General features: G+C 73.1%; 24 protein-coding genes. 12 read left to right on the forward strand and 12 right to left on the reverse strand.

The window, feature by feature from the left end:
• Positions 1 to 69: 69 nt before the first annotated feature.
• Positions 70 to 615, forward strand: coding sequence for a PadR family transcriptional regulator (locus QP089_RS25485; protein WP_285914583.1), 546 nt, complete (start codon positions 70 to 72; stop codon positions 613 to 615).
• Here the strand turns inward: QP089_RS25485 and QP089_RS25490 are convergent.
• The 6 genes from QP089_RS25490 to QP089_RS25515 all read right to left on the reverse strand — a co-directional run bounded on the left by QP089_RS25490 (position 612) and on the right by QP089_RS25515 (position 8,217).
• Positions 612 to 1,373, reverse strand: coding sequence for a hypothetical protein (locus QP089_RS25490; RefSeq protein ID WP_285914585.1), 762 nt, complete (start codon positions 1,371 to 1,373; stop codon positions 612 to 614). The genes QP089_RS25485 and QP089_RS25490 overlap by 4 nt on opposite strands.
• A gap of 49 nt (positions 1,374 to 1,422) precedes the next feature.
• Positions 1,423 to 3,282: an endonuclease/exonuclease/phosphatase family protein gene (locus QP089_RS25495; protein WP_285914587.1), complete on the reverse strand. Its 1,860-nt coding sequence runs from the start codon at positions 3,280 to 3,282 to the stop codon at positions 1,423 to 1,425.
• 95 nt (positions 3,283 to 3,377) lie between these two features.
• On the reverse strand, positions 3,378 to 4,856 hold the full coding sequence (locus tag QP089_RS25500; protein WP_285914588.1) for a hypothetical protein: 1,479 nt from the start codon (positions 4,854 to 4,856) through the stop codon (positions 3,378 to 3,380).
• A 234-nt stretch (positions 4,857 to 5,090) separates the two neighbouring features.
• The gene (locus QP089_RS25505) at positions 5,091 to 6,842 is read right to left on the reverse strand and encodes a serine/threonine-protein kinase (protein WP_285914589.1); all 1,752 of its coding nucleotides are present in this window, start codon (positions 6,840 to 6,842) and stop codon (positions 5,091 to 5,093) included.
• Positions 6,839 to 7,609: a hypothetical protein gene (locus QP089_RS25510; protein WP_285914590.1), complete on the reverse strand. Its 771-nt coding sequence runs from the start codon at positions 7,607 to 7,609 to the stop codon at positions 6,839 to 6,841. Before QP089_RS25510 ends, QP089_RS25505 begins: the two co-directional genes overlap by 4 nt.
• 23 nt (positions 7,610 to 7,632) lie before the next feature.
• On the reverse strand, positions 7,633 to 8,217 hold the full coding sequence (locus tag QP089_RS25515) for a hypothetical protein (RefSeq protein ID WP_285914591.1): 585 nt from the start codon (positions 8,215 to 8,217) through the stop codon (positions 7,633 to 7,635).
• Positions 8,218 to 8,371: 154 nt separating this feature from the next.
• On the opposite strand from QP089_RS25515, the gene QP089_RS25520 reads away from it, so the two are divergent.
• A complete protein-coding gene (locus QP089_RS25520; RefSeq protein ID WP_285914593.1) occupies positions 8,372 to 9,325 on the forward strand; it encodes a zinc-binding dehydrogenase in 954 nt (317 codons plus the stop codon).
• Here the strand turns inward: QP089_RS25520 and QP089_RS25525 are convergent.
• Entirely contained in the window at positions 9,312 to 10,490 is a 1,179-nt protein-coding gene (locus tag QP089_RS25525) for an alpha/beta hydrolase family protein (RefSeq protein ID WP_285914594.1), read from the reverse strand. The two genes, QP089_RS25520 and QP089_RS25525, sit on opposite strands and share 14 nt — an antisense overlap.
• A 153-nt stretch (positions 10,491 to 10,643) precedes the next feature.
• Between QP089_RS25525 and QP089_RS25530 the strand changes: the two genes are divergently transcribed.
• Positions 10,644 to 12,548, forward strand: coding sequence for a TNT domain-containing protein (locus tag QP089_RS25530; RefSeq protein ID WP_285914595.1), 1,905 nt, complete (start codon positions 10,644 to 10,646; stop codon positions 12,546 to 12,548).
• A gap of 19 nt (positions 12,549 to 12,567) precedes the next feature.
• Here QP089_RS25530 and QP089_RS25535 read toward each other — a convergent pair whose 3' ends face one another.
• Together QP089_RS25535 and QP089_RS25540 are read right to left on the reverse strand one after the other, a co-directional pair.
• Positions 12,568 to 13,263 (reverse strand): hypothetical protein, encoded by a 696-nt coding sequence (locus QP089_RS25535; RefSeq protein ID WP_285914597.1) that lies wholly within the window; start codon positions 13,261 to 13,263, stop codon positions 12,568 to 12,570.
• A 72-nt stretch (positions 13,264 to 13,335) separates the two neighbouring features.
• Positions 13,336 to 14,241: a class I SAM-dependent methyltransferase gene (locus QP089_RS25540; protein WP_285914599.1), complete on the reverse strand. Its 906-nt coding sequence runs from the start codon at positions 14,239 to 14,241 to the stop codon at positions 13,336 to 13,338.
• A 114-nt stretch (positions 14,242 to 14,355) separates the two neighbouring features.
• On the opposite strand from QP089_RS25540, the gene QP089_RS25545 reads away from it, so the two are divergent.
• Together QP089_RS25545 and QP089_RS25550 are read left to right on the forward strand one after the other, a co-directional pair.
• Positions 14,356 to 14,700, forward strand: coding sequence for a hypothetical protein (locus QP089_RS25545; protein ID WP_285914600.1), 345 nt, complete (start codon positions 14,356 to 14,358; stop codon positions 14,698 to 14,700).
• 65 nt (positions 14,701 to 14,765) lie between these two features.
• Positions 14,766 to 15,638 carry a crotonase/enoyl-CoA hydratase family protein gene (locus QP089_RS25550; protein WP_285914602.1) on the forward strand — a complete coding sequence of 291 codons (873 nt, stop codon included), beginning with the start codon at positions 14,766 to 14,768 and terminating at the stop codon, positions 15,636 to 15,638.
• Positions 15,639 to 15,686: 48 nt separating this feature from the next.
• Here QP089_RS25550 and QP089_RS25555 read toward each other — a convergent pair whose 3' ends face one another.
• Positions 15,687 to 16,700, reverse strand: coding sequence for a CU044_5270 family protein (locus QP089_RS25555; RefSeq protein ID WP_285914604.1), 1,014 nt, complete (start codon positions 16,698 to 16,700; stop codon positions 15,687 to 15,689).
• Positions 16,697 to 17,317 carry an RNA polymerase sigma factor gene (locus QP089_RS25560; protein WP_285914605.1) on the reverse strand — a complete coding sequence of 207 codons (621 nt, stop codon included), beginning with the start codon at positions 17,315 to 17,317 and terminating at the stop codon, positions 16,697 to 16,699. The genes QP089_RS25555 and QP089_RS25560 overlap by 4 nt, the downstream gene beginning before the upstream one ends.
• A 296-nt stretch (positions 17,318 to 17,613) precedes the next feature.
• Here QP089_RS25560 and QP089_RS25565 point away from each other — a divergent pair, with 296 nt between their 5' ends.
• Complete coding sequence (locus QP089_RS25565; protein ID WP_285914606.1) at positions 17,614 to 18,525, forward strand: polysaccharide deacetylase family protein; 912 nt, start codon at positions 17,614 to 17,616, stop codon at positions 18,523 to 18,525.
• Between the two features lie 31 nt (positions 18,526 to 18,556).
• Here QP089_RS25565 and QP089_RS49055 read toward each other — a convergent pair whose 3' ends face one another.
• Positions 18,557 to 18,847, reverse strand: coding sequence for a putative acetyltransferase (locus QP089_RS49055; protein ID WP_446474085.1), 291 nt, complete (start codon positions 18,845 to 18,847; stop codon positions 18,557 to 18,559).
• Positions 18,848 to 18,917: 70 nt separating this feature from the next.
• On the opposite strand from QP089_RS49055, the gene fdxA reads away from it, so the two are divergent.
• The 6 genes from fdxA (at position 18,918) to QP089_RS25600 (ending at position 22,730) form a co-directional block, all read left to right on the forward strand.
• Positions 18,918 to 19,244, forward strand: coding sequence for a ferredoxin (fdxA, locus tag QP089_RS25575; protein WP_151545573.1), 327 nt, complete (start codon positions 18,918 to 18,920; stop codon positions 19,242 to 19,244).
• Between the two features lie 169 nt (positions 19,245 to 19,413).
• Positions 19,414 to 20,499 carry a succinyldiaminopimelate transaminase gene (gene dapC, locus QP089_RS25580; RefSeq protein WP_285914609.1) on the forward strand — a complete coding sequence of 362 codons (1,086 nt, stop codon included), beginning with the start codon at positions 19,414 to 19,416 and terminating at the stop codon, positions 20,497 to 20,499.
• A gap of 212 nt (positions 20,500 to 20,711) precedes the next feature.
• Positions 20,712 to 21,326: a DUF4178 domain-containing protein gene (locus tag QP089_RS25585; protein ID WP_285914610.1), complete on the forward strand. Its 615-nt coding sequence runs from the start codon at positions 20,712 to 20,714 to the stop codon at positions 21,324 to 21,326.
• Entirely contained in the window at positions 21,327 to 21,863 is a 537-nt protein-coding gene (locus tag QP089_RS25590; RefSeq protein WP_285914612.1) for a DUF2617 family protein, read from the forward strand.
• Positions 21,860 to 22,294, forward strand: coding sequence for a DUF4247 domain-containing protein (locus QP089_RS25595; protein WP_285914613.1), 435 nt, complete (start codon positions 21,860 to 21,862; stop codon positions 22,292 to 22,294). The genes QP089_RS25590 and QP089_RS25595 overlap by 4 nt, the downstream gene beginning before the upstream one ends.
• A gap of 10 nt (positions 22,295 to 22,304) precedes the next feature.
• Positions 22,305 to 22,730, forward strand: a complete 426-nt coding sequence (locus QP089_RS25600) for a DUF350 domain-containing protein (RefSeq protein WP_285914614.1) — start codon at positions 22,305 to 22,307, stop codon at positions 22,728 to 22,730.
• Positions 22,731 to 22,830 lie beyond the last annotated feature (100 nt).

A 22,830-nucleotide genomic window follows, 5' to 3' on the forward strand; every position in this document is an offset into this window, starting at 1 on the left:
ACCGTCTCAATGGTATGGAAGATATGGTCTCACTGAGACGGTGTCAAGGCCGAGCATGAGGGAGGGTGCGTGGAGGAACCCGGCGTACAGGCGTGCGTGGTGCTCGGGCTGATCGCCCGGCACGGGCCGATGACGCCCTACGAGCTCAAGGCGCGCGTCGAGGAGAGCGTCGAGCATTTCTGGCCGATCCCGCACGCGCAGCTCTACCGGATCCCCGCCCGGCTCGCCGAGGACGGCCTGCTCCGCGAGGAGGCCGAGGAGGGCGGGCGCCGCCGCCGCGTGTTCCACCTCACCGACGCCGGGCACGCCGCCCTCCGCCGCTGGCTCGCCGACCCCGGCGGCCCGCAGATCGAGACCCGCGACCCGGCGCAGCTGAAACTGTTCTTCGCCGACCTCGGCGATCCCGGCGACGTCGTCGCGCTGGCCCGCGAGCAGGCCGCGCTGCATCGCCGCTGGCTGGAGTCCTACCGCGAGCGCCGTGCCGCGCTCGACCCGTCCGACGAGGCGCGGCTGACCTCACGCGCCCGCGTCCTGAAACTCGGCATCATGCACGAGCAGGCGTACGTGGACTTCTGGGAGCACCTCGCCGAGCACCCCGGCGACCTCGACCTCTAGTGCGGCGGAGGCGCCGGGTCGATCGCGTTGCCGGCGCCGCAGCCGCCCTCGCCCGGCATCCGCTGGATCCGGGACGGGCTCCACACGCTGGTGCCGCCGGGCGCGACGCGGGCGAGCGTGCACTCCAGCGCGTCGTCCACGGACGGGTCGGGCCTGGCGGTCAGCGCAACACCCACCACGTCGCCCTCCTTGCGGATCTCGACGGCGATCTTCGGATCGAGGCGCAGGGACGCGACCGCCGCCCGGACCTTCGCCTCGTCGGCCGTGCCGCCGGCCGGGACGCGCGGAAGCGCCTTCCGCAACCGCGCGTCCGGGATCTCGGGCGTCTTCGGCCACGGTTTGAACGTCAGCGGCGCGCCCAGCGGGCAGGCCACCTCGCGCGTCCCGTAGTGGTGCCATTCGGTCGTCGTGGAGAAGGACAGGGCGAAGCAGCGCGTCACGGTGACCGGCGGGTCGGCCGACCAGGGCTCGGAGCCGGTCCCGGACGTGCGGAGCACGAGCCGCATGCCCGGCCCGGCGGTCGAGCTGCCGGTCACCCGCATGACCTCGACGCCGTCGAGGTCGGCGGCGCGGTGCGCGACGTCCTGCGCCGGGCGGACGCGGGAGGTGTAGAGCCTGTCGCCCGCCTTGTCCGCGGCCTTCCGCGCCTCCTCGGCGGCCCTGTCCTCGGCGGTCGTGCCGGACGCCGGGAACGGTGTCTCGCCGCACCCGGCCAGGGCCAGCGCGGCGGCGGCGAGGATGATCGGCATTCGGCGCATGCGCTCATGATCGCGGGCACGGGTGACCCCGCGATATCCGCTCATGTACTCATTTCACGTCCAGAGTGACCGCGATCGGACGATGGTCGGAGAAGGTGACCGCCTCGCTGGCCTGGTCCCGCCCGGTCAGCCCCGGAGTGACGAGCACGTGGTCGATCTGCTGGTCGGACCGGGGCCCGGCCGGGACCGTCGGGAACGGGCGGGCGGCCGCGAGCGCGTCGGTCAGCCCGGCGCCCAGCAGCACCCGCCACGGCGCGCTGCCCGGCTCCAGGTTCAGGTCGCCGGCCAGCACGACCTGCCGGCCGTCGCGCGCCGCGCCGCGGGCGATGCGGGCGAGCTGCTCGGCCTGGCCGAGGTCCTTCCAGCCGTCCGGCGGCTGCGTGTGCGTGGAGATCACCGTGAGGTCGCGGCCCTTCCAACGCACCCCCACCTGGAGCGCCTGCGCGCCGATCGGGCCGCCCTTCACCAGCGGCGTGTTCCGGACGGACGTGACCGGCAGGTCGGTGAGCACCGCGTCGCCCCACACCTCGTCCCCTGCGGGCGCCCAGTACGCGCGGAGCCCCAGCCGCTCGGAGATCAGCCGCAGCATGTCCCGGCCGCCGTTCAGCATCCACGCCCGGTCGACCTCGCTGAGCACCACGACGTGCGGGCGCTGCGCGCGGATCGCGTCCGCCTGCTCGGTCACGGACATCGTGCCGTTCACGCCGTAGCCCATGCGCACGTTGTACGCGGCGAGCCGCAGCCCGCCGTCGTCCACCGGCCGCCACTCCGGCCCGGTGTCCCGCCACAACGGGACGGCCGCGACCGCCACGACGGCGACCACCGCCGCGCCCGCCGCCTGCATGCCGATCCCGCCCGGTTCCGTTACGCGAGGCGCCCGGACGGTCAGCGCGGCCACCCCGAGCGCGGTGACGACCGGCACCCAGCGGTTCGGCGTCCCCAGGTCGTAGGCGGAGTAGTAGGCGAACATCAGCACGACGAACAGCAGCCAGCCGCCCGCCATCGCCGTCCCGCGCCGTCCGGGACGGTCCGGGCCGGGGGTGCGCGCCGCCCAGCCGAGGCAGCCCGCCAGCGCGAACTGCCCGATGACCTGCGCGCCGACCGTCCAGCCGGGCGAGACGCCGTGCACGCCATCGACCGTCGCGCGCCCGGCCGCGAACCCGAGCGCCGACAGGACGAGCCCGGCCGCCGGGACGAGCGGGTGCCGCGTCCAGAACCGGGGACGCGCCGCCACCGCCACCGACAGCACCGCCACCGCGGCGATCAGCGCCGCCGCGACCCCGCCGGACCAGCCCGCGCTCGCCTGCGCGTGCGCCGGGTTGCCGGTGTAGATGCCCCAGAGCAGGACGGACGGCCCGGCGGCCAGCCACACCCGGGGCGCGGCGTTCTCCCCCTCCGCCTGCGGCGTGCGGGCCAGGGTGACGGCGAACAGGGCGAGGTAGACCAGCAGCGGAACCCACGGCGCGACTCCGGTCCGCCACACGAGGTCGATGCCCTCGATCACCGCATGGAGCGCCGTCGCCGCGGCCAGACCCGCCACGAAACCGGTCTTCACGGGCGCCGCTTCGCCGCCGGTCATCGCGGTGGCGACCAGCCAGACGAGCCCGGCGAGGAGCCCGATGCTCGCGGAGTAGAGCTGCGGGTCGCCGCCGTCGGTGGCCTGCAGCACGATCCGCGCGACGATCAGCGCCCCGCCGGCGGCGAGCGCCACCCGCCGCGCCGGGACCAGCCGGGTCAGCGGGACGGTGAGGAACGCGGCCACGAACCACGACACCGCGTACGCGCCCATCACCTCGGCCGGCGTCGACCCCGCGCTGCCGACCAGGGTGATCAGCGACGGCAGGAAGACGCGCAGCACGTCGGCCAGGACCAGGACGCCGAGCAGCACGTCGAGCCGGATGCGCGCCATGGGGCCCTCCCTCAGCCAGAATGTGAAGGAGTCTCACGTATAGCCCGGCGCGGGCGCAATACCCCCCGCCGATCTTCGCCGCTGGCCGGGCCCGGTCACGCCCCGGCCGGCTGGACCTCCGCCTCCTCCGGCTCGGCGGGCGACGCCTTCGCACCGTCCGGCTCCGCCTCCACCGCGCGCCGCCGTCCCCACGCCAGCGCCGCCGCGAAGCACGCGAACGGCATCGCGGGCAGCATGTACCGGTAGTCGAAGTCCACCGTGACCGGCGGGATCGCCAGCAGCGTCACCGCCGTCGCCCACAGCAGCGCGGTCTCCTTGCGCGCCCGACGCCGCCGCAGCAGCCCCGCGAGCCCGGCCAGCAGCACCGCGCCGAGCATCGACCCCCGCACGTAGACGTGCTCCTGATACGCGCGCAACCAGCCCGCGAACGGATCGACGATATGCGTCTTCCCGGAACCGTGCTCGTACTCCCGGACGACCGAGACCCGGTCACCGCCGCCGATCAGCGGCAGCGGCTTCTGCTCCTGCGCGCGCACCGGGAAGTGGTACCGCGCCTCCGTCCCGGGCGTCGGATAATGGTGCCGCTTCCACGCGAACGTCCGGACGAAGAAATCGTAGGAAACGGCCTTCACATAGCCGAGCGGCTGCGTACGGATCGCCCACAGTGCGAATTCCTGCGCCTGCTCGTTGGTCTTCTCGTCGAACGGCTTCCCGTCCACCCACCCGGTCGGCGAGTTCTCCACCCAGATCTGGTGCGACGCCGCTGGCCGGGCGTCCGGCGACCCGTACGGGCACAGATGCGCCAGCTCCGGCGGCGGCGTGTGCCGGTCGCAGTCCGCGAACGTCGACGTCCGCCCCCACAGGAAGATCCCGTCCACCCCGGTCATCCCGAACCGGCCGTAGTCGGAGTGGAACCACACCGCGTAGCCGCCGAGCGGCAGCACGAACGCCGCCGCCAGCGCCGCGAACGCCGTCCACCGCGTCCGCCGCAGCAGCAGGTAGACCAGCGCGATCAGGAACAGCGGCACCCCCACCGTCCGGGTGACCGCCGCCACGCCCAGCAGCGCCCCCACCAGCGCGGCCCGCCGCCACCCCGCCGCGCCCGGCCGCGCCAGCAGCAGCATCGCCGCAAGGATCAGCACGGTGAACACCGTGTCCGACAGGACCAGATGCTCCAGCTCCGCCTGGTAGGCGTCCAGCAACAGCGGCGCCACCGCCAGCGCCGCCACCCACCGCCGCACCTCGAAGTTCCGGACCAGCGCCACATAGCCGACGACCGCGATCCCCACGATCGCCGCGTGCTGCAACGCCGTCACCAGCGCCAGGCTGTGGAACGGCTTCAACGCCCACAGGAACAACCCGTAACCGGACGGCCGCAGCGGGTGCGGGAACGGTCCGTCCGCGATCCGCAGGAAGTCGTAACTGTCGTTGAACCACAGCGTCGGCGGGAACCCCAGCACCACCAAGACCCGCAGCACCACCCCGGCGACCAGCAAGGCCGAGAACGACCGGTTGCCCGCCACCGCGGCACGCACCGACCCGAACTTCAGGCGGCTGATCTGAGGGGAGAGCAACACCGGGAACCTAACTGTGGACGTGCGGCGGACGATGGGCGACGGCGGCCGGCACCGGCGCGCGTGCACCGGGGCGAGCGGCTTCCTATGCGGTTGTCGTCTGAACGACCGCGCGGGGGAGCGGGGGAAGTGTGCGAGTCGCCCGTCCGCCTGGCGAGAACCCTGAGTGCGTCACAGCATCCACCCGCGCATCGGCCGCGATCCTACCAGCGGCCCCCACACGCCCCCGTCCCCTCACCCACCCAACACCCGCACCACCGGCGCGGCCCCCTCGTTGACCGTGCCCATCGCCTCCTGCGAGACCCCGGCTCTCTTGCCCGTGATCCGCATCGGGCCGATCGGTGTCACCAGGTACTTTCCGGGTGCCAGGACATCGCTCCCCGGCACCCGAAGCGTGAAGGTCTGCGTCCACCTGCTCAGAAACGCGCACTCGGACGGTACGTACGGCTCCGCCCTTCCGGTCATGATGCTCTTGGCCCGCACCGGGATGGCGCCGGTTCCAGTGGGAAGCTCATGCCTTTTGGCCGGCGGAACCTTGTAGAAGTACAGGACGTAGTCCTTGACCGGATCGTCACTGTTCCATCCGAAGCTGTAATTTCCTGTGACGTCCGTCCGCTTGGTCTTCTCTCCGAAGCATTGGCGCCGGCCGCCGGGGAGGTATTTGCCGCCGGACGGCGTACGCGCGCGGAACTGCTCGACCAGCCGGAGCGTGGTGCCCGGTTTCATCCGCGCCGGCCTCACCGTGAGGGTCAGGTCCATGTACGGGGTGTCGGATGCCGGCATGTACGGCTGCCCCGTCAGAACCCCGGGGTGCGTCCAGTAGGCGTGGATCCCGCCGTGGCTCGCACCTCCGACCCCTGGGCCCGAGGGCCAGAGCACCCAGGCCGCGATGGCCCCGCCGACCCCTACGCCCGCGATGGCCGCCGCTCCCTTGGTGCCGCCTAACTTGCTCAGCACGCCTTTGGACGTGGAGGCCCCCGCTTTGGCCGCGAAGTCCGCCGACGCTGCGCCGTGCACGAGCCCGGCCGCATGACCGGTGGCACCTGAGGCCATAGCGCCCATACCTGTGGACGACGCGCCGTGGGCGAGCAGCGAGCCGCCGAGCGCAGCGAGGGGGACGGCCGCCCCCACCGTCGCCGCCACCGCGCCGAGCGCGATGATCCCGCGCTGCTCCCAGTCCGGTCCGTACTCGCGAACGGCGATCTCTTCCAGCTCACCTACGAACTCATGTGCGTTCCATGTCCGCTCGGCCGGGCTCTTCGCCAGGCCGCGTTGGACGAGTGGCTGCAGCGGTTCCGGCACCTGGTCGAGCGGCACGGGGGCGGTCGCGTGCTGCGTCCGGTACTCCTCGACCGTTGTTGCCTGAAAGGGCTTCCTGCCGGTGACGCACTCCACGAACACGCAGGTGGCCGCGTAGAGGTCGGTCGCCGGTGTGGCGGGCTGGCCCTCCCACTGCTCGGGCGCCATGTAGGCGGGCGTCCCCGCATGGTCGCCCTGCCCGGTCAGGACGGCGATGCCGAAGTCGATCAGCTTGCTCTGCCCGTCGTCCTGGACGAGCACGTTCGCCGGTTTGTAGTCGCGGTGGACGATGCCGACCGCATGTGCGGCCGCCAGTCCGAGCAGCGAGCCTTTCAACATCGTCAGCGCGGCTTCCGGCGCGAGCGGCTCCTCGTGATCGTCCAGCACGCGCCGCAGCGACCGCCCTGGGACGGCTTCCAGGATGATCGCGGCTCCCTGCGGCGACTCGACGTAATAGAAGAGCCTCGCCACATGAGGATCGACGACCCGCCGCAGGAGTTCCGCCTCGCCCCGGAAGGCGTCCCGCGCGGTGGTGTTCCGCAGCAGGTCCGGAGCGAGGTACTTGATCGCCACTGCGGGGCCGCCCGACTGGTGGCGCGCGAGGACGACCGTCCCCTGTGCTCCCGAGCCCAGTTCCTCGATCTGGACGTAGCCGGGCACCTCCCAGCCGCGTGAAACGCTCGTCACTGGCCCGTGGTGGTCTGGATCTCGCCGACGACGAGCGGCGTGGGCGGCGAGGTCGCCGGGTGCGGAGCCAGGTCGCCGCCCGGCCCGTCGCAGTCGGCGCCCACGCACGTCCAGGCGACATGCCAGACGATGGTCGCCGTGATCTTGTAAGACCCGCCGGGTGCGGCGGCGGACGACCGCTTGTAGATGTAGGTGCAGGCCTTGCCGTTCTCGCTCCCGGCGTTGTCGCAGGTCTTCGTGGTCTCTCCGAGATTCCAGGTGACCGACGCCGGTGTGGCGGTCGCCTGCACCGTCTGGTTTCCCTTGGTGATCGGGTCGGTCTTCACCACGTGGAAGCCGTCCACCCAGAGGGACGTGTTCAACCGTACGTACGTCTTGCCCTTGGGAGCAGTGTGGACGGTGGGGACGGGGAAGGCCGCGGTGTCCATCGCCGAGGCCACGAGATCGGCGGTGGCCGGCACCGCGGCCTGCGGCGGGGGCTGGTTCCCGGGCACCTGGACGAATCCCGCGCCTTCGTTCGGATTCAGCCCCACCGGATCGGGCGCGATGACGGGGCCGCTGTCACCGCCGCCGGAACCGCCGCCCGTTCCGCCGCCTCCTCCTCCTGGAGAACCAGGCTCGTGGACCGTGATGTTGCAGCTGAGCTGGCCGGGATCGTCGCAGCCGCCGGCCTGAGCAGGTGGGGCGGCGAGGAGCGGGGTCAGCAGGGTGGTGGCCGCGATGGCGCCGTAGAGGGCGCGGCGGCCGGCGGGGGTGTGGACGGACATCCTGTGTCCTTTGCTGCGGGAGGTCAGCATGAGCGGTCCCGGGTGGTCGCGGCGACCTTCCAGGTACCCGAGTCGTACTGGACGGTCGTCCGGTAGATGTACGCGCCGCCTGGGCCGCCGCCGATCCGTTTGCCCGTCCTGGCGGAGTAGCGGTACCCGGCGAGGGTGTTCACGCAGTCGATGACGTAGACCTTGGACCCGTCCTTCGACGTGGCGTACACGTGCGGGTTGAACGTGTTCGTGAACCGCCAGATCTCGCCCTTGGCCTTGGTGGACTCGATGTCCTTGGTGAGTTGGGCGAGGAGGGGGTCCATGGCGACGGCGGGGAGGCCGCCGGGGTCGTTGGTGGCGTACGCCTGTTTGTAGGCGGCCTGGTAGTCGCGGTAGCGCTGGAGGACCGTCTTGTAGAGCTGCGCGGTCGGCACGGCGGACGGGGCGGGCGCGGAGGTCGCGGGGACGGCGCCACCGGTGTCGAAGGAGCCTTCGGGCTTGAGGGCGCCGGACGACGGGTGGGAGCTGCCGCAGCCCGCCAGGAGGGGAAGGGCGGCGAGGGCGATCGCTGCGCGGCGGAGCCGTGGCGGGGAGGAACGTACCAACCGGGCGCGCATCGCCATCCCTGAGCGCTGGCCGACAACGGGGCGGAATACGCGCGAAAGCTTACAGAGATGGGTGTGGCGAGAAAAGGGATTCGTTGCGGACGGTTGACCTCGATCCCGGTTGAGGTTGCAGGCTGGTGGGACGGTTCGGGAACGGAGGGGCGCTGTGCGTGCGGTGTGGCTGAGCGAGTTCGGTGGTCCGGAGGTGCTGGTGCCGGGGGAGGCGCCTGATCCGGTGCCGGGGGACGGGCAGGTGCTCGTCCGGGTGGAGTACGCGAATGTCACCTTCGTGGAGACGCAGGTGCGGGCGGGGAGGGGGCCGCAGCCGTTCGCGCCGCGGCTTCCGATGATCCCGGGCAACGGTGTCGGCGGGACGGTGGCGGCGGCGGGGCCGGGGGTCGATCCGGGGCTGGTCGGGCGGCGGGTCGTGAGCGGCACGGGCGGTTCCGGCGGGTACGCGGAGCTGGCCGCGGTCGACGCCGGGGGCCTGTTCGAGGTGCCGGACGGCCTGCCGCTGGACGAGGCGGTGGCGCTGCTGGCCGACGGGCGGACGGCGACGTTGATGATGTGGGCGACGCGTCCGCGGCAGGGGGAGCGGGTGCTGGTGGAGGCGGCTGCGGGCGGGGTCGGGACGCTGCTCGTCCAGCTCGCGAAGGCGGCGGGGGCGACGGTGGTCGCGGCGGCTGGGGGATCGCACAAGACGGACGTCGCGCTGCGGCTGGGCGCGGACGAGGCGGTCGACTACCGGGAGCCGGGCTGGAGCGAGAAGACCGGGCCGGTGGACGTGGTGTTCGACGGGGTCGGCGGTGATGTGGGGCGGGAGGCGTTCACGCTGGTCCGCGAGGGCGGCCGGATGGTCAGCTTCGGCCTGGCGAGCGGGGAGTGGGCGGGGATCCCCGAGGAGGCGGCACAAGCGCGTCATGTCACGCTTCTCCAGTCGAAACCGGCACCGCAGGAGATGAGGGACGCGACGCTGAGCGCGCTGCGGGAGGCGGCCGCCGGACGGCTGCGTCCGGTGATCGGCCAGCGGTTCCCGTTGCAGAACGCCGCCGACGCGCATGCCGCCATCCAGTCCCGCGCGACCACGGGGAAGACGCTGCTCGAGATCAGCGGACTCTAGAGAGGAAGGTCCGGAGCGCGGCCTCGTAGGCGGACGGGTCGACGTTCCACGCCTCGGTGTGGTCGCCCTGGGTGGCGATGTGGGTGACCATGCCGGGCGGTGCCGTCCGCGCGAAGGTGAAGGCGGGGCCGTTGGCGACGATCTCGTCGTCGGCGGTGGTGAACAGCAGGGTCGGCGTCCGCAGCTTGGGGGCGTAGCGGCGCTGGTCGAAGTCCTTCAGGTCGATGCCGATCCGCCGTTCCAGGACGGTCTTGGCGAGGCTCGTGACGAACGGCGGCAGATGGCGGGCGTCGCCTTGCTTGTCGAGCGTGGCGTTCCAGTCCATGACGGGGGAGTCCAGGACGACGCCGCGGACGAACGACGGGTCGTGCCGCAGCGCTGTCATCACCATCGCGCCGCCCATCGACCACCCGTACAGGACGACTCCGGTGGCGCCGTTCGCGCGCGCGTACGAGACGGCCGAGGCGACCTCGTTCCATTCGGTGTCGCCCAGGTGGTTCTGGTGGTCGGGGGACTTGGGGGCGCCGACGTCATTGCGGTACGCGATCGACAGCATGGGCAGCCCAAGGCCGTGGACGGTGCGCATGGCGCGGAACGTCTCGGCCTTGTCGGCGTTGCGTCCGTGGACGCCGATGACCCAGGTGCTCTTGGGGGACGACCCGGGCAGCAGCCACGCGGGCATGGGGCCGAGCCTGGACGGATACGTGACGTCCTTGAAGTCGAGCCCCAGCGCCGATTTCGGGTCGCCGGAGTACACCCAGTGGTCGATGGCGGCTGCGGCGCCCTTCTCGAGCCTCCCGTGGGAGACGGAGACGACCTTGCGGACGACGTGGTCCTCGTCGCCGCTGACGACGGGGCCGAGCAGGGCCCGGCCGCCGTGCTCCCAGACCAGCGCCCAGGTGCCGATGCGCTGCGTCTCGGGCTCGCGGGGGAGCGTGACGGTGCCGTCGGAGACGTCCACGATGGTGAGCGGGTACTCGGCGGTGTGGTCGACCTCGGAGGCGACGCCGGCGAAGTACCAGCCGATGCCGCCGACCGTCGCGCACAGCAGCACGGCGACCGCGGCGAGCACCGCCATCAGCGTGCGAACGCGGCGCCGCCGCGTGCGGGCCGGACGCCCGGACGTCGTCGCGGGAACCGGTGATTCGGGGGCATCGGTGGACACGACATAGGACGTTAGCCCACGTCCCGGTGGGCTCCGGGCCCGTCGACGGCCATGTCCCCGAGCGTCCGCGAACGCCGGGTCCCGCCGCAATGGGCCGATCCGTGCGGTTAACCTGCCGCTCAGGTTCCATCGGGATCACATGAGGGGACGCGCGTGACGGGGCAGAGCGAGCGGATCGCGGAGATCGAGCAGCGGATCGTGCGGTTCGCGAGGCAGACCGCGCCGCCGCGCTGGCGCCGCATCGACCTGCGCTGCGCGGCGACCGTCGCGGCGAACGACGTGACGCTGACGATGCTGACCGGCGAGAACGCGGTGGTGCCCGCCGAGGTCGTGCCGGATGAGCTGTCCGCCATGCTGACCGAGCTGCGCCGCGCGCACTACCTGCCGGAGCAGGGCACCTGGTTCTCGATGCTGGCGATCGTCGAGCCCGCCGCGGAGCTGTTCCTCTACAACGACGAGTTCGACCCGGGGTGGGACCCGCCGGCGCCGCTGGAGGCGTGGCGGCGCGACCAGATCGTGATGCCGCGCGACGGCGCGAACGTGCCGGGCTGGCTGCGGGACCGGTTGGAGGGCCGCGAGCCGTCCGAGCCCGCCGAGTGGCCCGCGCCGGCGCCGCTGGACCCGGTGGAGCAGGCGGAGCTGCTGAGCGGGCCGTTCACGGTGCTGGTCGCCGACCACGCCCCGCCGTTCTGGGAGCGGATCTCCGGGCACTACCAGGCGGTCGGCGGGCACGTGGAGTTCCCGCCGATGGCGGTGCGGAGGGCGGACGGCACCACCGCGGCCTGGACTCCGCCCCGCGCAGCCGCCGGGCTGCTCGACCGGCTGCGCGCCGGGACGCACGCGTCCCAGGGCTCCACCTGGTCGCGGATCGACGTCGAGATCGTGTACGGGGACGGTGCCGTGCGGTGCCGGGCGGGCTTCGTCCGCGACGAGGAGCCCCGCTGGGAGGCCGAGCCGTCGGCGGAGGACGTCCGGCGGGAGCTGGAACGGCTGCCGCGCCGCGACGTCCCCGAGTGGATGGCGCGCCGCCTCGGTCCGGTGCCGGTCTCGCCGCCCCCGCCCACCCGGTTCGAGAGCCCGGTGCGGAAGGCGCGGGTGTTCGACCGCGCGGGTGCGGACGGCGGCCCGCCCGTGGTGTCGCGCCCGCCCGTCCCGCCGGACGAGGTCGAGCCCGTGACCCGGTACCTGGAGAACGCGCCGACCGTGATGGCGGCCCGTTCCAGCGCCCCCGACCTGCTCGACCCGTCGCGCGGCGAGTGCGTCCCGCTGACCTTCCACACCGACGGCGCGTGGGTGTGGTCGGGCGCGGTCGGCTACTACCTGCGCGAGCACGGCATCCCGCCGGAGCCCGACCTGGTCGCGCACATGCGCGCGCACGGGTTCCGGATCCCCGTGGTGGACGACGACGCGATGGACGCCGCGAGCGCCGCGGCCATGGGACGCACCGTGCCGCGTGGTATCAGGACGGAACCGGAGCCGGAGCAGTGGCTCGCGCTCCTGCAGAACCGCCTGGACGCCCTCCAGGTCGACCGCGCCCGCTACCGGCTCCGCGGCGAGGAGGAAGGAACATGGTGCCTTCTCCAGGAGAGGACGGGCTGGACGGTCTTCCACCTCGACAACGGTGAACGGACCAGGCAGGTCAGCTTCGACAACGGAGAGAACGCCGCCGCCGCCTATCTCCTCGGCAGCCTGCTGATGGTCGTGCCGCAGCAGACCGTCCAGATCCCGAAGATCCAGCCGCTGAAGGGGGAGCCGCCACTGTCGCTCCTGCGCGACCGCCAGATCACCGAGCTTCCCGCAGGAACCGAAGTGGATCGCTACGGAGGACACGGCGGGAACCACGCCTACGCCGCGCGCACACCGTTCCCGCAGCGTTCGCTGCCCGCCGACTGGCAGGAACGCGAGTACCACGTGTATCGGCTATTGCGCCCTGTGCAGGCCCTCACCGGCACAGCGGTCCCGTGGTTCGAGCAGCCCGGCGGCGGCACGGCGTACGTGTTCGAGCGCTCGTTCGCCTACCTGCTCGCCGACGGCACGCTCATGGAGGTCCTCGACTGAGGCCGCTGGGAGCGGAAGGTCAGGCGGTGCCGATGGCGGCGACCAGGCCCAGCGCCAGCGTCAGGTCGAGGTGGATGAAGGTCTCCAGCTTCGCGCCCGGCGGGACGTCGGGGTCGGCGGCGATCTCGTCCAGCACGGCCAGCGCGGACGGGCTGTCGAGGTCGTCGAGCAGGGCGCGCTCCGCCTTCCGCGCGTACTCGCGGTTCATCGGCCGTCCCGGGCTCCGCGCCCATCCCGCGACCAGGCTCCGCCACGCGTCCAGGCGTCCGGCCGCCGTCATGTACCGGGCCGCCGTCAGCTCCAGCGGGTCCCGGTAGGAGACCTCCAGCAGGGCCAGCCGCGCCGCGAGCGCGTCCATCCCGGCGTCCGCCATGGCCGTGCGCCAGCCGCCGCTCTCCGGCGGGACGAGCAGCCAGTGCCCGTCGACGTCGACGTCCGTCGAGGACGCGATGTAGAGGTCGGCGCGCGGCGGCGGCGCGTCCCAGTCCAGGACCTCGAACGGCTGGACGTTGTAGTCGGTCAGGTCGCGGTCGTCGACCGCCAGGTCCGGTGAGCAGGCCACCGTGACCTCGCGGCCGGCCCGCTCGCCCGTCCGCCGCACGAGGTCGGCGACCACCAGCGCGCGGTGCCCGGCCCCCTCCAGGAGCTGGACCCGCAGGACCCGCCCCGGCGGGAGCTCCTTGGCCTGCCCGGTCCGCTGGTCGTAGAGCCGCATGCCTCCAACCCTAAGCAACCCGCGCGAACCACCCCAGCGCCGACCCCCGGCGCGTGTCGCGGCCTCCGGATCTCAGACGCCGCCTGGAACGGTCCCGCCCGGCATGGCGGTCCCGGCCGGAGCCGCCGGTGCGCCCGGAGCCGCCGGTGCGGCCGGGTCCGGCATGGGAGCGCCGGCGGAGGCGCCGTGGGGCGGGACGTCGGACGCCGCCGGCGGGGCCTCGGGCATGGGCGGCGCGTCCGGCTTGCGGACGGCGGCGAACCGCAGCCGCACGTAGTCGGCCACCCAGCCGGACTCGCGGCGCAGCGCCGGCGCGGCGAGGTCGTTCACCCGGGCGAGCAGCGGCTCGACCAGCTCCGGCGGGACGTCGGCGAGGGCGCGCGCGGCGTAGGCGCGGACCCAGTCGGCGGCGCCGTTCGGCCCCTCGGTCATCTGGCTGGGCCGCTCGGCGTGCTCCAGCAGCCGCAGCGTGAACCCGGCCTCCTCCAGCTTCGTCGCGTACTCGGCCGGGCTCGGGAAGTACCAGGGCAGCTCCGGCTCGCCGAGGCCGAAGACGCGCCAGGCGGTCTGCATCGCCGCGACCAGCTCGGCGCAGTTGCCCTCGCCGCCGAGCTCGCCGACGAAGCGGCCGCCGGGCCGCAGCGCCGCGTGCACCTGCGCGATGACCGCGTCCGGGTCGCGGGTCATCCAGTGCAGCGCGGCGTTGGAGGCGACGGCGTCGCAGGTCTCGGAGATGGTGAAGGTGTGCGCGTCGCCGAGCATGAAGGAGATGCCCGGGTTCAGCGCGCTCGCCTGCGCGACCATGTCCGGGTTGCCGTCGATGCCCAGCACCTCGGCGCCCCGGGCGGCGATCTCCGCGCTGAACGCCCCGGTGCCGCAGCCGAGGTCGATGATCCGTTCGCCGGGCTGCGGGTCGAGCAGGTCGACCAGGGGCGCGCCGTGCGCGGAGACGTACCCGAAGGCGGAGTCGTACGTCACGGCCCAATTCACTGTCGTAATTTATCGGACATGGCCGGGCCGGGTGCGGGGTTCCCCCCGCCGGGGCCGCCGGGTGACCCGCGTCACGGGGGCGGGTCCCGTATCGTCCGGGCCATGAAGAAGCCCGATGTCGTGCGGATCGTCGGCACCGAGCGGCCGGACGGCCTGGCCCTGCGCACCGCCGGCCTGGTCGAGCACGGCCTGCCGGAGCTGAGCGCGGAGGGCCTGCCGCCCTACCTCGGCCAGGGCTGGGCGCGCGTCCTCGGCGAGGCGGCGCGCGTGTTCGCCGCGTCCCGCGACTACCCGATGGAGCTGACGCTGCCCCCGGACGTGCCGGTCCGCCTGTGGCCCGACCAGCACGGCGGGATCATGCTGCTGCCGCCCGCCGACCACGAGGGCGGCCTGGACGAGTGGCGCCGCGACGTGGTGCTGCGGATGTTCCCGGCGGCCCGGAGCTGAGCCGCCCCGCCCGACTTCCTAGAATCGAATTCCACCTCAAGTCGGGCGCGAGAAGGGGACCGCACGTGGCCTACGCCGAGATCGAGTACGAGGTTCAGGACGGGATCGCCACGGTCACCCTGAACCGCCCGGACAAGATGAACGCCTACACGTTCACGATGCGCAACGAGATGCTCGACGTCTTCGACCGCATCGACGCCGACGACGACGTCCGGGCCGTCGTGGTCACCGGCGCGGGCCGCGCGTTCTGCGCGGGCGCCGACCTCAGCGGGGGCGGCGACACCTTCGACAAGGAGAAGTCGAAGGACATGTTCGCCGGCGAGGACGACGTCCTGGAGGACGGCACCCCGCGCGACGGCGGCGGCACGGTCGCCCTGCGCATCGCCCGCTGCCTCAAGCCCGTCATCGGGGCGTTCAACGGCGCGGCGGTCGGCGTCGGCGTCACGATGACGCTGCCGATGGACGTCCGCCTGGCCAGCGAGAAGGCCAAGTTCGGATTCGTGTTCGCGCGCCGCGGCATCGTCACCGAGGCGGCGTCGAGCTGGTTCCTGCCGCGCCTGGTCGGCATCGCGCAGGCGATGGAGTGGGCCGCGACCGGCCGCGTGTTCGACGCGCAGGAGGCCCTCGCCGGCCGCCTCGTCTCCCGCGTGTACGCCCAGGACGAGCTGCTCCCCGCCGCGTACGCGCTCGCCCGCGAGATCGCCGACAACACCTCGGCGGTGTCGGTCGCGACGATCCGCCGCCTGATGTGGTCGGGCCTGTCGGCCGCGTCCCCGTGGGACGCGCACGTCGCCGACTCGCACCTGATGGCCGACCTCGGCGGCGGCGCCGACGCCATCGAGGGCGTCAGCTCGTTCCTGGAGAAGCGTCCCGCCGCGTTCCCGATGCGCGTCAGCAAGGACCTCCCCCCGAACGTCCCCGACTGGCCCACCCGCTGACCCGCCCTCCGGTGCGCCGCCCTCGGCAGCGAGGGCGGCGCACCGGCGTCAGGGCCGCTGCCCCGGACGGTCGACGAGCGCGGTCTTCTCCAGGGCCTGCTCGTTGGTGACGGTTCCGGCGGGGATGACCGCGGGGCCGCCGCGCCGCGCGCGGGCCTTCGGCAGCCGCTGGTCCTTGACCACGACGAACCGCAGGCCGAGGTAGTCGTAGGTGCCCCTGGCCAGCACGAACTCCTCGCGCAGCCCGTCGGGGCCCGTGCGGGAGACCGTGGTGCCGGGACGTCCGAGCGCGTCCTTCGTGCCCTCCTTCACCTGCACGCCCGGGATCCGGGCCAGCGCCCGGAAGATGGTCGCGCGCCGTGACTGCGGCGTGGACGGCCCCTGGCCGAGGAAGTCCACGAGCCGGCCGAACACCCACTGGTCGCGGCCGTCCTCGGAGTTGAAGAGCCGCCCGTGGCTCTCGGCGTTGTAGGACTTCGCGCGCCGGTCGATACCTGCCAGCAGCGCGGACGCGTCGTCCGGCAGAGCGCGCAGGTAGTCGTACCACTGCGCGGGCGAACGCTCCTCGCTGTCGCCGTCCCGCTTCACATCCGTGACCTCAAGACGGGGCTTCTTGCCCGGGATCCCGTCGTACCTGGCGGTCTTGCGGCCGTCGAAACGCACCCAGCCCTCCATGTGCTGCATGAAGGAGGGGGCGTCCTGCTGCCCTGCCTGGTAGGTCCTGGTGTAGACCCACTCGTTCGGCGCCGGGCGGTGGTCGGGCCGCCCCGCGACGGTCTTCGCGGCGCGTTCCAGCACCCCCGTCGCGCTCACCGGACGCGCGGCGATCGGCGCTGGCGCCGGGTCGTTGCGATCCACCACGACCACCGTGACGGCGGCCGCCCCGGCCACCGCGACTCCGACGGCCAGACCGGCCCGCCACGCCGGAACCCGGAACCGGAACCGGGACCGGGACCGGCCCGCGGCCGCCCGCACCAGCCGCTCCCTCCCCGGCGCCAGCCGCTCGCGGCCCGGCTCGGGCACCTGCGCGCGGAACGCCCCGACTTCCTTGAGCTCGTTCATTCCCCTGCCCCTTCCTGGACGTCCGTCGGATCGGTGCCGCCGAGCGCCTCCCGGACCTTGCGGCGCGCCCGGTGCAACCGGGACCGCACCGTCCCGACCGGGATCGACAGCGCCTCGGCGACCTGCTCGTAGGACAGGTCCGCCCACGCGACCAGCAGCAGGACGTCCCGGTCGCCCCGTGACAGCCCCGCCAGCGCACCGGCGAGCGGCCGGGACGCCGCCGCCGCGCTCACCCGCGCGTCCACCCGGTCCATGGCATCGGTCACCGGGTCGGCGCCGGTGCGGGCCAGCGCCCGCAGCATCCGCGTCTCGGACCTGCGGTGCTTGCCGACGAGGTTCGCCGCGATCCCGTAGAGCCATGGCCGCGCGTCGCGGCGCGCCAGGTCGTAGCGGTCGCGCTGCCGGAACGCGGCCAGGAACGTCTCGGCGACCACGTCGTCGGCGGCCTGCTCGCCGAGCCGGCGCGCGACGTACCGGTGGATGGACGGCGCGTGCCGGTCGTAGAGGGCCGCGAAGTCCTCGGGGCGGTGCCGGGAGCGCTCGATGAGGCGTGCGTCGTCCTCCGGCGGTTCGGTGGTGGCGCCCGGCGGTGCCGGCGCGCGTGGGCTGACCGTCATACGGCTCCGTCCTCTGCGGTTCGCCCGTGCGGGATGCCGCACGGTCACCCGTCATCACCCGCAGCGCCGCCGGGAGTTCACGGACGGCCGCGCGAGCCCGCGCCGGCGGGGCATCCGGGGGGCGACACTTCCCTCACCTCGGGTGGCGGCGGGCCCCGGGGGCGGCTGCATGATGGGGGAGCGTCCCCCCGGCGCGCCCCAAGGACGATCTTGGCAATTCGGACCTTGGTGACGTGTGTTGCGAGTGAGGCGCAGGGTAAGAAGCGGCCCGAGGCAACACGTTACGGGGGTGCGTGGTGCGGACCAGGAATTTCGCCCTTATCGCGGCCGCTCTCCTGCTCGTCTCGGGATGCGGCCACACGGAGAAGAAGCAGGCGCGGACGGCCGGCCACCGGCTCGCGGCCGGCACCAAGGCCGGCGCGAAGGCCGGCGCGAGGGCGCGGACCGCCCCGGCCCCGCCGCAGCGCCCGCCCGCGCAGCGCAGGATCGACTGCGACCGGCTCAAGTGCGTCGCGCTGACCTTCGACGACGGTCCCGGCCCGTACACGAACGGGCTGCTCGACGTCCTGAAGAAGGACGGCGTGCGCGCCACCTTCTTCGTCCTCGGGCAGAACGCCCGCAGCTTCCCGGCCATGGTCCGCCGCGAGGTGATGGAGGGGCACGAGGTCGGCGACCACAGCTGGGACCATCCGCAGCTCACCGGGTTGTCGGCCGCGGCCGTCAAGTCGCAGATCCAGCGCACCCAGGACGCGATCACCAGGGCGTCCGGCGGGGTGAAGCCGACGATCATGCGGCCGCCGTACGGCGCGACGAACAGGCGCGTCGGGCAGACCATCGGGATGCCGCTGATCCTGTGGAGCGTCGACACCGAGGACTGGCGCTACCTGAACACCGCCCGCGACACCCGCGTGGGGATCAAGGAGCCGAAGCCCGGCGGCGTCATCCTGTTCCACGACATCCACAAGCCGAGCGTGAAGGCGATCCCGGCGGTCATCGAGGGGCTGAAGAAGCGCGGGTTCACCTTCGTCACGGTGTCGGAGCTGTTCGAGGGCCGGCAGCTGAAGCCCGGCCAGACCTACTCCGAGCGGATGGCGCCCAAGCCCGCCTCGCCGGCGCCCGTCACCGCGAGCCCGCCGCCGAGCGGCTCGCCCGCCGGGCCCGCGCCGTCGCCGTCGAAGTCCCGCCCGCAGCAGGCCGAAGGCCACTGACCGCGGGGCCGTCCGCGCCGCCCGGACGCCGTCAGACTCCGCGGCGCTTCGGCGGCGGCATCGGCGGGACGACCTTGCCCGCGACCACGATGTCCTCGGGCACCTCGACGAGTTCGCCGTTGCGGCGGCGCACCTGAAGGGTCTTGTTGGACCAGGATTCGAGTACGCCCACCACGTCGCTGTACTCTCCCGTTGGCAGACGACGGCGCAGCGAGACCCGCTGACCCACGTCCGCGCTACTGATGGACACCACCAGGCGCGCGGCAAAGCGGCCAGACATGTGAGCACCCCCATGTCGAATCGACTGCGCGGTGGTGGCCATACTATTCACAGCGAGCTTGCGGTGAGCCGTGACGTGCGGCGGGGCCGGAAACCCGAGAGGAGTCACTGACGTGACCTACGTCATTGCGCAGCCCTGCGTGGACCTGCTCGACAAGGCATGCATCGAGGAGTGCCCGGTCGACTGCATCTACGAAGGGAAGCGTCAGCTCTACATCCACCCGGACGAGTGCGTCGACTGCGGTGCGTGCGAGCCGGTTTGCCCGGTTGAGGCCATCTACTACGAGGACGACGTCCCCGACCAGTGGAAGGACTTCTACAAGGTGAACGTGGAGTTCTTCGACGACCTCGGCTCGCCCGGCGGCGCCTCCAAGGTGGGCAAGATCGACAAGGACCACCCGATCGTCGCGGCGCTGCCCCCGCAGAGCCAGGAAGACTGAGAACGGGCTCAACCGGCCGGTCCGGCGGGTCGCGACCTTTCGGGAGCGTCCCGGCCGGACGGTCATCGCGGTTCAACGCATCCGGGCCGTGGCCTCCCGCGCACTCCGCGGGAGGCCACGGCCCTGCCGATTCGGGGCGCCCGCGCGTCCCGCCGAGGAGGGCTGGGCCTTGTTCACGCTGCCGGACTTTCCGTGGGACCGGCTGGAGCCGTACAAGAAGCGGGCCGCCGCGCATCCGGACGGCATCGTCGACCTGTCGGTCGGCACGCCCGTGGACCCGACGCCCGACGCCGTCCGCAAGGCGCTCGCCGAAGCGTCCGACGCGCCCGGCTACCCCGCCACCTACGGCACGCCCGAGCTGCGCGAGTCGGTGGCGGGCTGGCTGCGCCGCCGCGCGGGCGTGACCGGCGCCGACCCGGCCGCGGTGCTGCCCGTCATCGGCACGAAGGAGCTCGTGGCCTGGCTGCCGACGCTGCTCGGCGCCGGCCCCGGCGACAAGGTCGTCTTCCCCGAGCTGGCGTACCCGACCTACGACGTGGGCGCGCGGCTGGCGGGCGCGGAGTCGGTCGCGACCGACGGCCTGCTGACGCTCGGCCCGGTCCGGCCGAAGATCGTGTGGGTGAACTCGCCGTCCAACCCGACCGGCAAGGTGCTGCCCGCCGAGCACCTGCGCAAGGTCGTCGAATGGGCACGGGCGCGCGGCGCGATCGTGGTCAGCGACGAGTGCTACCTGGAGTTCGGCTGGGACGAGGCCAACCCGCCGGTGTCGATCCTGCACCCGGACGTGTGCGGCGGCTCCCACGAGGGGCTGCTCGCGGTGAACTCGCTGTCCAAGCGCTCCAACATGGCGGGCTACCGCGCCGGGTTCGTCACCGGCGACCCGGCGGTCGTCAAGCGGCTGCTGGAGGTCCGCAAGCACGCGGGCATGATCGTCCCGGCGCCGGTGCAGGCGGCGATGGTCGCGGCGTTCGACGATGACGGGCACGCCGACGAGCAGCGCGCCCGGTACGCGCGGCGCCGCGCCGAGCTGCGCGCCGCGTTCGAGCGGCACGGCTTCCGCATCGACCACTCCGAGGCGTCGCTGTACCTGTGGGCGACCCGGGACGAGCCCTGCTGGGAGACCGTGGGGCATCTGGCCTCGCTCGGCATCCTCGTCGGCCCCGGCGAGTTCTACGGGACGGCCGGCGCCCGGCACGTGCGGATCGCGTTCACCGCCACGGACGAGCGCGTCGCCGCCGCGGCCGTCCGCCTCTGACCCGGGCGCGAGCCGGTCGCGGCGAAACCGTCGGCGACCAGTGAATACCCGTACTTCCGGATCCCGGGCCCGCCATCGCGGGTCCGGGTTTTCCGTATGAAACCGGATGTTCCTTCGTTACGTCTGATCGCGATATGGGCGTAAGCGGCCACAGTCGGTAGGATCCGCTGGTCTCCGCCCTCCGGGATCGCCGAATCAATGGAGGTATGTCCGTGAGTGGGACCGTGCTGGCGCTCGTGCTGGCGCTGATCGTCCTCGTGGTCGCGCTGGTGGTGGTGCTCATCGTGGTGCTGTCGCGGCGCAGGCCGGCGCCGCCCGCGCCAGCGGCGCCCCGCGACCCGTTCGCCCCCGAGCAGAGCGTCGCCGGCGACCCCCGCACGCTCAAGGCCGGGGACATGGTCGAGTACCTCGGCACCCGGTACTTCGTACGCGGCTCGCTGCGGCTGCGCGAGGGCGGCTTCACCTGGAGCGAGCACCTCCTGGACGCCGACACCATCGAGGGCCAGAAGGTGTGGATCTCGGTGGAGGAGGACCCGGACCTCGAGGTCGTCTACTGGACCGAGTACGACATGGGCGAGCTGCGTCCCGGCGAGCGGACCATCACCGTCGAGGGCGTGGAGTACCGCCGCGACGAGCACGGCACCGCCGACTACACCAGCGAGGGGACGACCGGCGTCGGCGTCCAGGGCCGCGTCGAGTACGTCGACTACGAGGGGCCGGGCGGGCGCTACCTGTCGTTCGAGCAGTACGGCGGCGGCCAGTGGGAGGCCGGGCTCGGCGAGCGGGTGCCGGCCGGCACGATGACCATCTACCCGGGCAGCGGCTGAATGCGGGCCGTCCTCGACACCCCCTACCGGGACGCGCGCGCCGACGGGCTGTCGTTCGCGCTCGGCCTGCCGCCGCTGGACGCCCTCGCCGTCCTGCCGGTGGAACGTGCCGGGCTGACCGTCGAGCTGCGGCTGCTCGGCGCGTCCCACCAGGTGATCGCCGGGCCGCTCAGCGAGACCGTCGCGTGCCTGGAGGGGGACGCCGCCGCGCCGCTGCCGGGCAGCGCCGCGACGTCGCTGACCGGCTGGGACTACCGCTTCACCGCGACGACGGCCGTGCACGACGACGACGCGGCGTTCGCGCGGGCCGTCGACGCGGTGTGCGCGCGGCTCGCGGACCGCGGCGACGCGCTGACCGGCGCGTTCCCCGGCTCCCGGCACGCCGTCACCGCCCTCGCCCTGGACGGCCCGCCCCCGGCGGGCGCGGTCCCGGGCGGCATCGGACCGCGGGCCGGGACCGGCTGGCGGACCTGGCACGCCTACCCCCAGACCCGGGAGATCGTGATGACACGGAGCCGGTTGGTGAGACCCACATGAGAAGGACGTACCGGGCCGTGGCCGGCGGGTTCGCCGCCGTCCTGCTGGCCGCGGCGCTCGGCGGCTGCGGCGACTCGCAGCAGTCGTGGATCGGCAAGAAGTACCACAAGGTCGGCTACAACACCTTCCAGGCGTCCCAGCCCCCGCGGACGGTCGCCTCGGCGATCAACCGCAAGTTCAAGGCGATCGACCGGGTGGACGACCTGACCAGGTACGGCTCGGGCGGCGGGGTGTTCCTGCGCTACCCGAAGATGGTCGTCGGGGTGACGCCCTCCGGGCGCGGCAGCCGCATCACCATCGACAAGCCGTCCGGCGGCTACAACCGCTACTACTCCCATGTCGGCCACCTCTGGAGCGCGCCCGGCAGTGGCGGCTGGAACAAGCACGGCATCGCATCCTTCCGCGGCGGCGGTCCGGGGTCGGGCAAATGAGGAGCAACGGATGAACGACATGGCGCACGACATCGGCGCTACCTTCGCCTACGGCGCGGTCGGCATCGCGCTGATGGCGATCGGCTACCTGGTGGTGGAGGTGACGACGCCCGGGCGGCTCGGCCACCAGATCTGGACCGAGGCCAACAAGGGCGCCGCCCTGCTGCTCGGCGAGAAGCTCCTCGGCGTCGGCGCGATCGTCACCACCGCGATCGTCACCAGCGACAACGACCTGAGCGACGGGCTGATCGACACCGCCGTCTACGGCGCCATCGGCATCGTGCTGATGGTCGCGGCGTTCTACCTCATCGACATCATCACGCCGGGCAAGCTGGGCGCGACGCTGGTCAACGGCGAGGCCGTCCACCCGGCGGGCTGGGTGGTCGCCGCCGCCGACATCGCCGTCGCCGCGATCGTGGCCGGGGCGGTCTCCTGACCTCCCGCGACCTCGACGAAGCGCCTCCGCCGCCCCCCGCGGCGGAGGCGTCCGGCGCCGGTGCCCCGGAACCCGGCGCCGGCGACGCGGAACCCGCCGC

This window comes from Actinomadura opuntiae (genome assembly GCF_030283205.1).
In the GTDB taxonomy this organism is placed as follows: Bacteria; Actinomycetota; Actinomycetes; order Streptosporangiales; family Streptosporangiaceae; genus Spirillospora.

Bases quoted from the DNA above. Each gene is read 5' to 3' on its own strand.
- QP089_RS25490 (WP_285914585.1), bottom strand. From the start codon at position 1,373: ATGCGCCGAATGCCGATCATCCTCGCCGCCGCCGCGCTGGCCCTGGCC.
- QP089_RS25495 (WP_285914587.1), bottom strand. From the start codon at position 3,282: ATGGCGCGCATCCGGCTCGACGTGCTGCTCGGCGTCCTGGTCCTGGCC.
- QP089_RS25510 (WP_285914590.1), bottom strand. From the start codon at position 7,609: ATGTCCGTCCACACCCCCGCCGGCCGCCGCGCCCTCTACGGCGCCATC.
- QP089_RS25515 (WP_285914591.1), bottom strand. From the start codon at position 8,217: ATGCGCGCCCGGTTGGTACGTTCCTCCCCGCCACGGCTCCGCCGCGCA.
- QP089_RS25535 (WP_285914597.1), bottom strand. From the start codon at position 13,263: ATGCGGCTCTACGACCAGCGGACCGGGCAGGCCAAGGAGCTCCCGCCG.
- QP089_RS25545 (WP_285914600.1), top strand. From the start codon at position 14,356: ATGAAGAAGCCCGATGTCGTGCGGATCGTCGGCACCGAGCGGCCGGAC.
- QP089_RS25555 (WP_285914604.1), bottom strand. From the start codon at position 16,700: ATGAACGAGCTCAAGGAAGTCGGGGCGTTCCGCGCGCAGGTGCCCGAG.
- QP089_RS25560 (WP_285914605.1), bottom strand. From the start codon at position 17,317: ATGACGGTCAGCCCACGCGCGCCGGCACCGCCGGGCGCCACCACCGAA.
- QP089_RS49055 (WP_446474085.1), bottom strand. From the start codon at position 18,847: ATGGCCACCACCGCGCAGTCGATTCGACATGGGGGTGCTCACATGTCT.
- QP089_RS25590 (WP_285914612.1), top strand. From the start codon at position 21,327: ATGCGGGCCGTCCTCGACACCCCCTACCGGGACGCGCGCGCCGACGGG.
- QP089_RS25595 (WP_285914613.1), top strand. From the start codon at position 21,860: ATGAGAAGGACGTACCGGGCCGTGGCCGGCGGGTTCGCCGCCGTCCTG.
- QP089_RS25600 (WP_285914614.1), top strand. From the start codon at position 22,305: ATGAACGACATGGCGCACGACATCGGCGCTACCTTCGCCTACGGCGCG.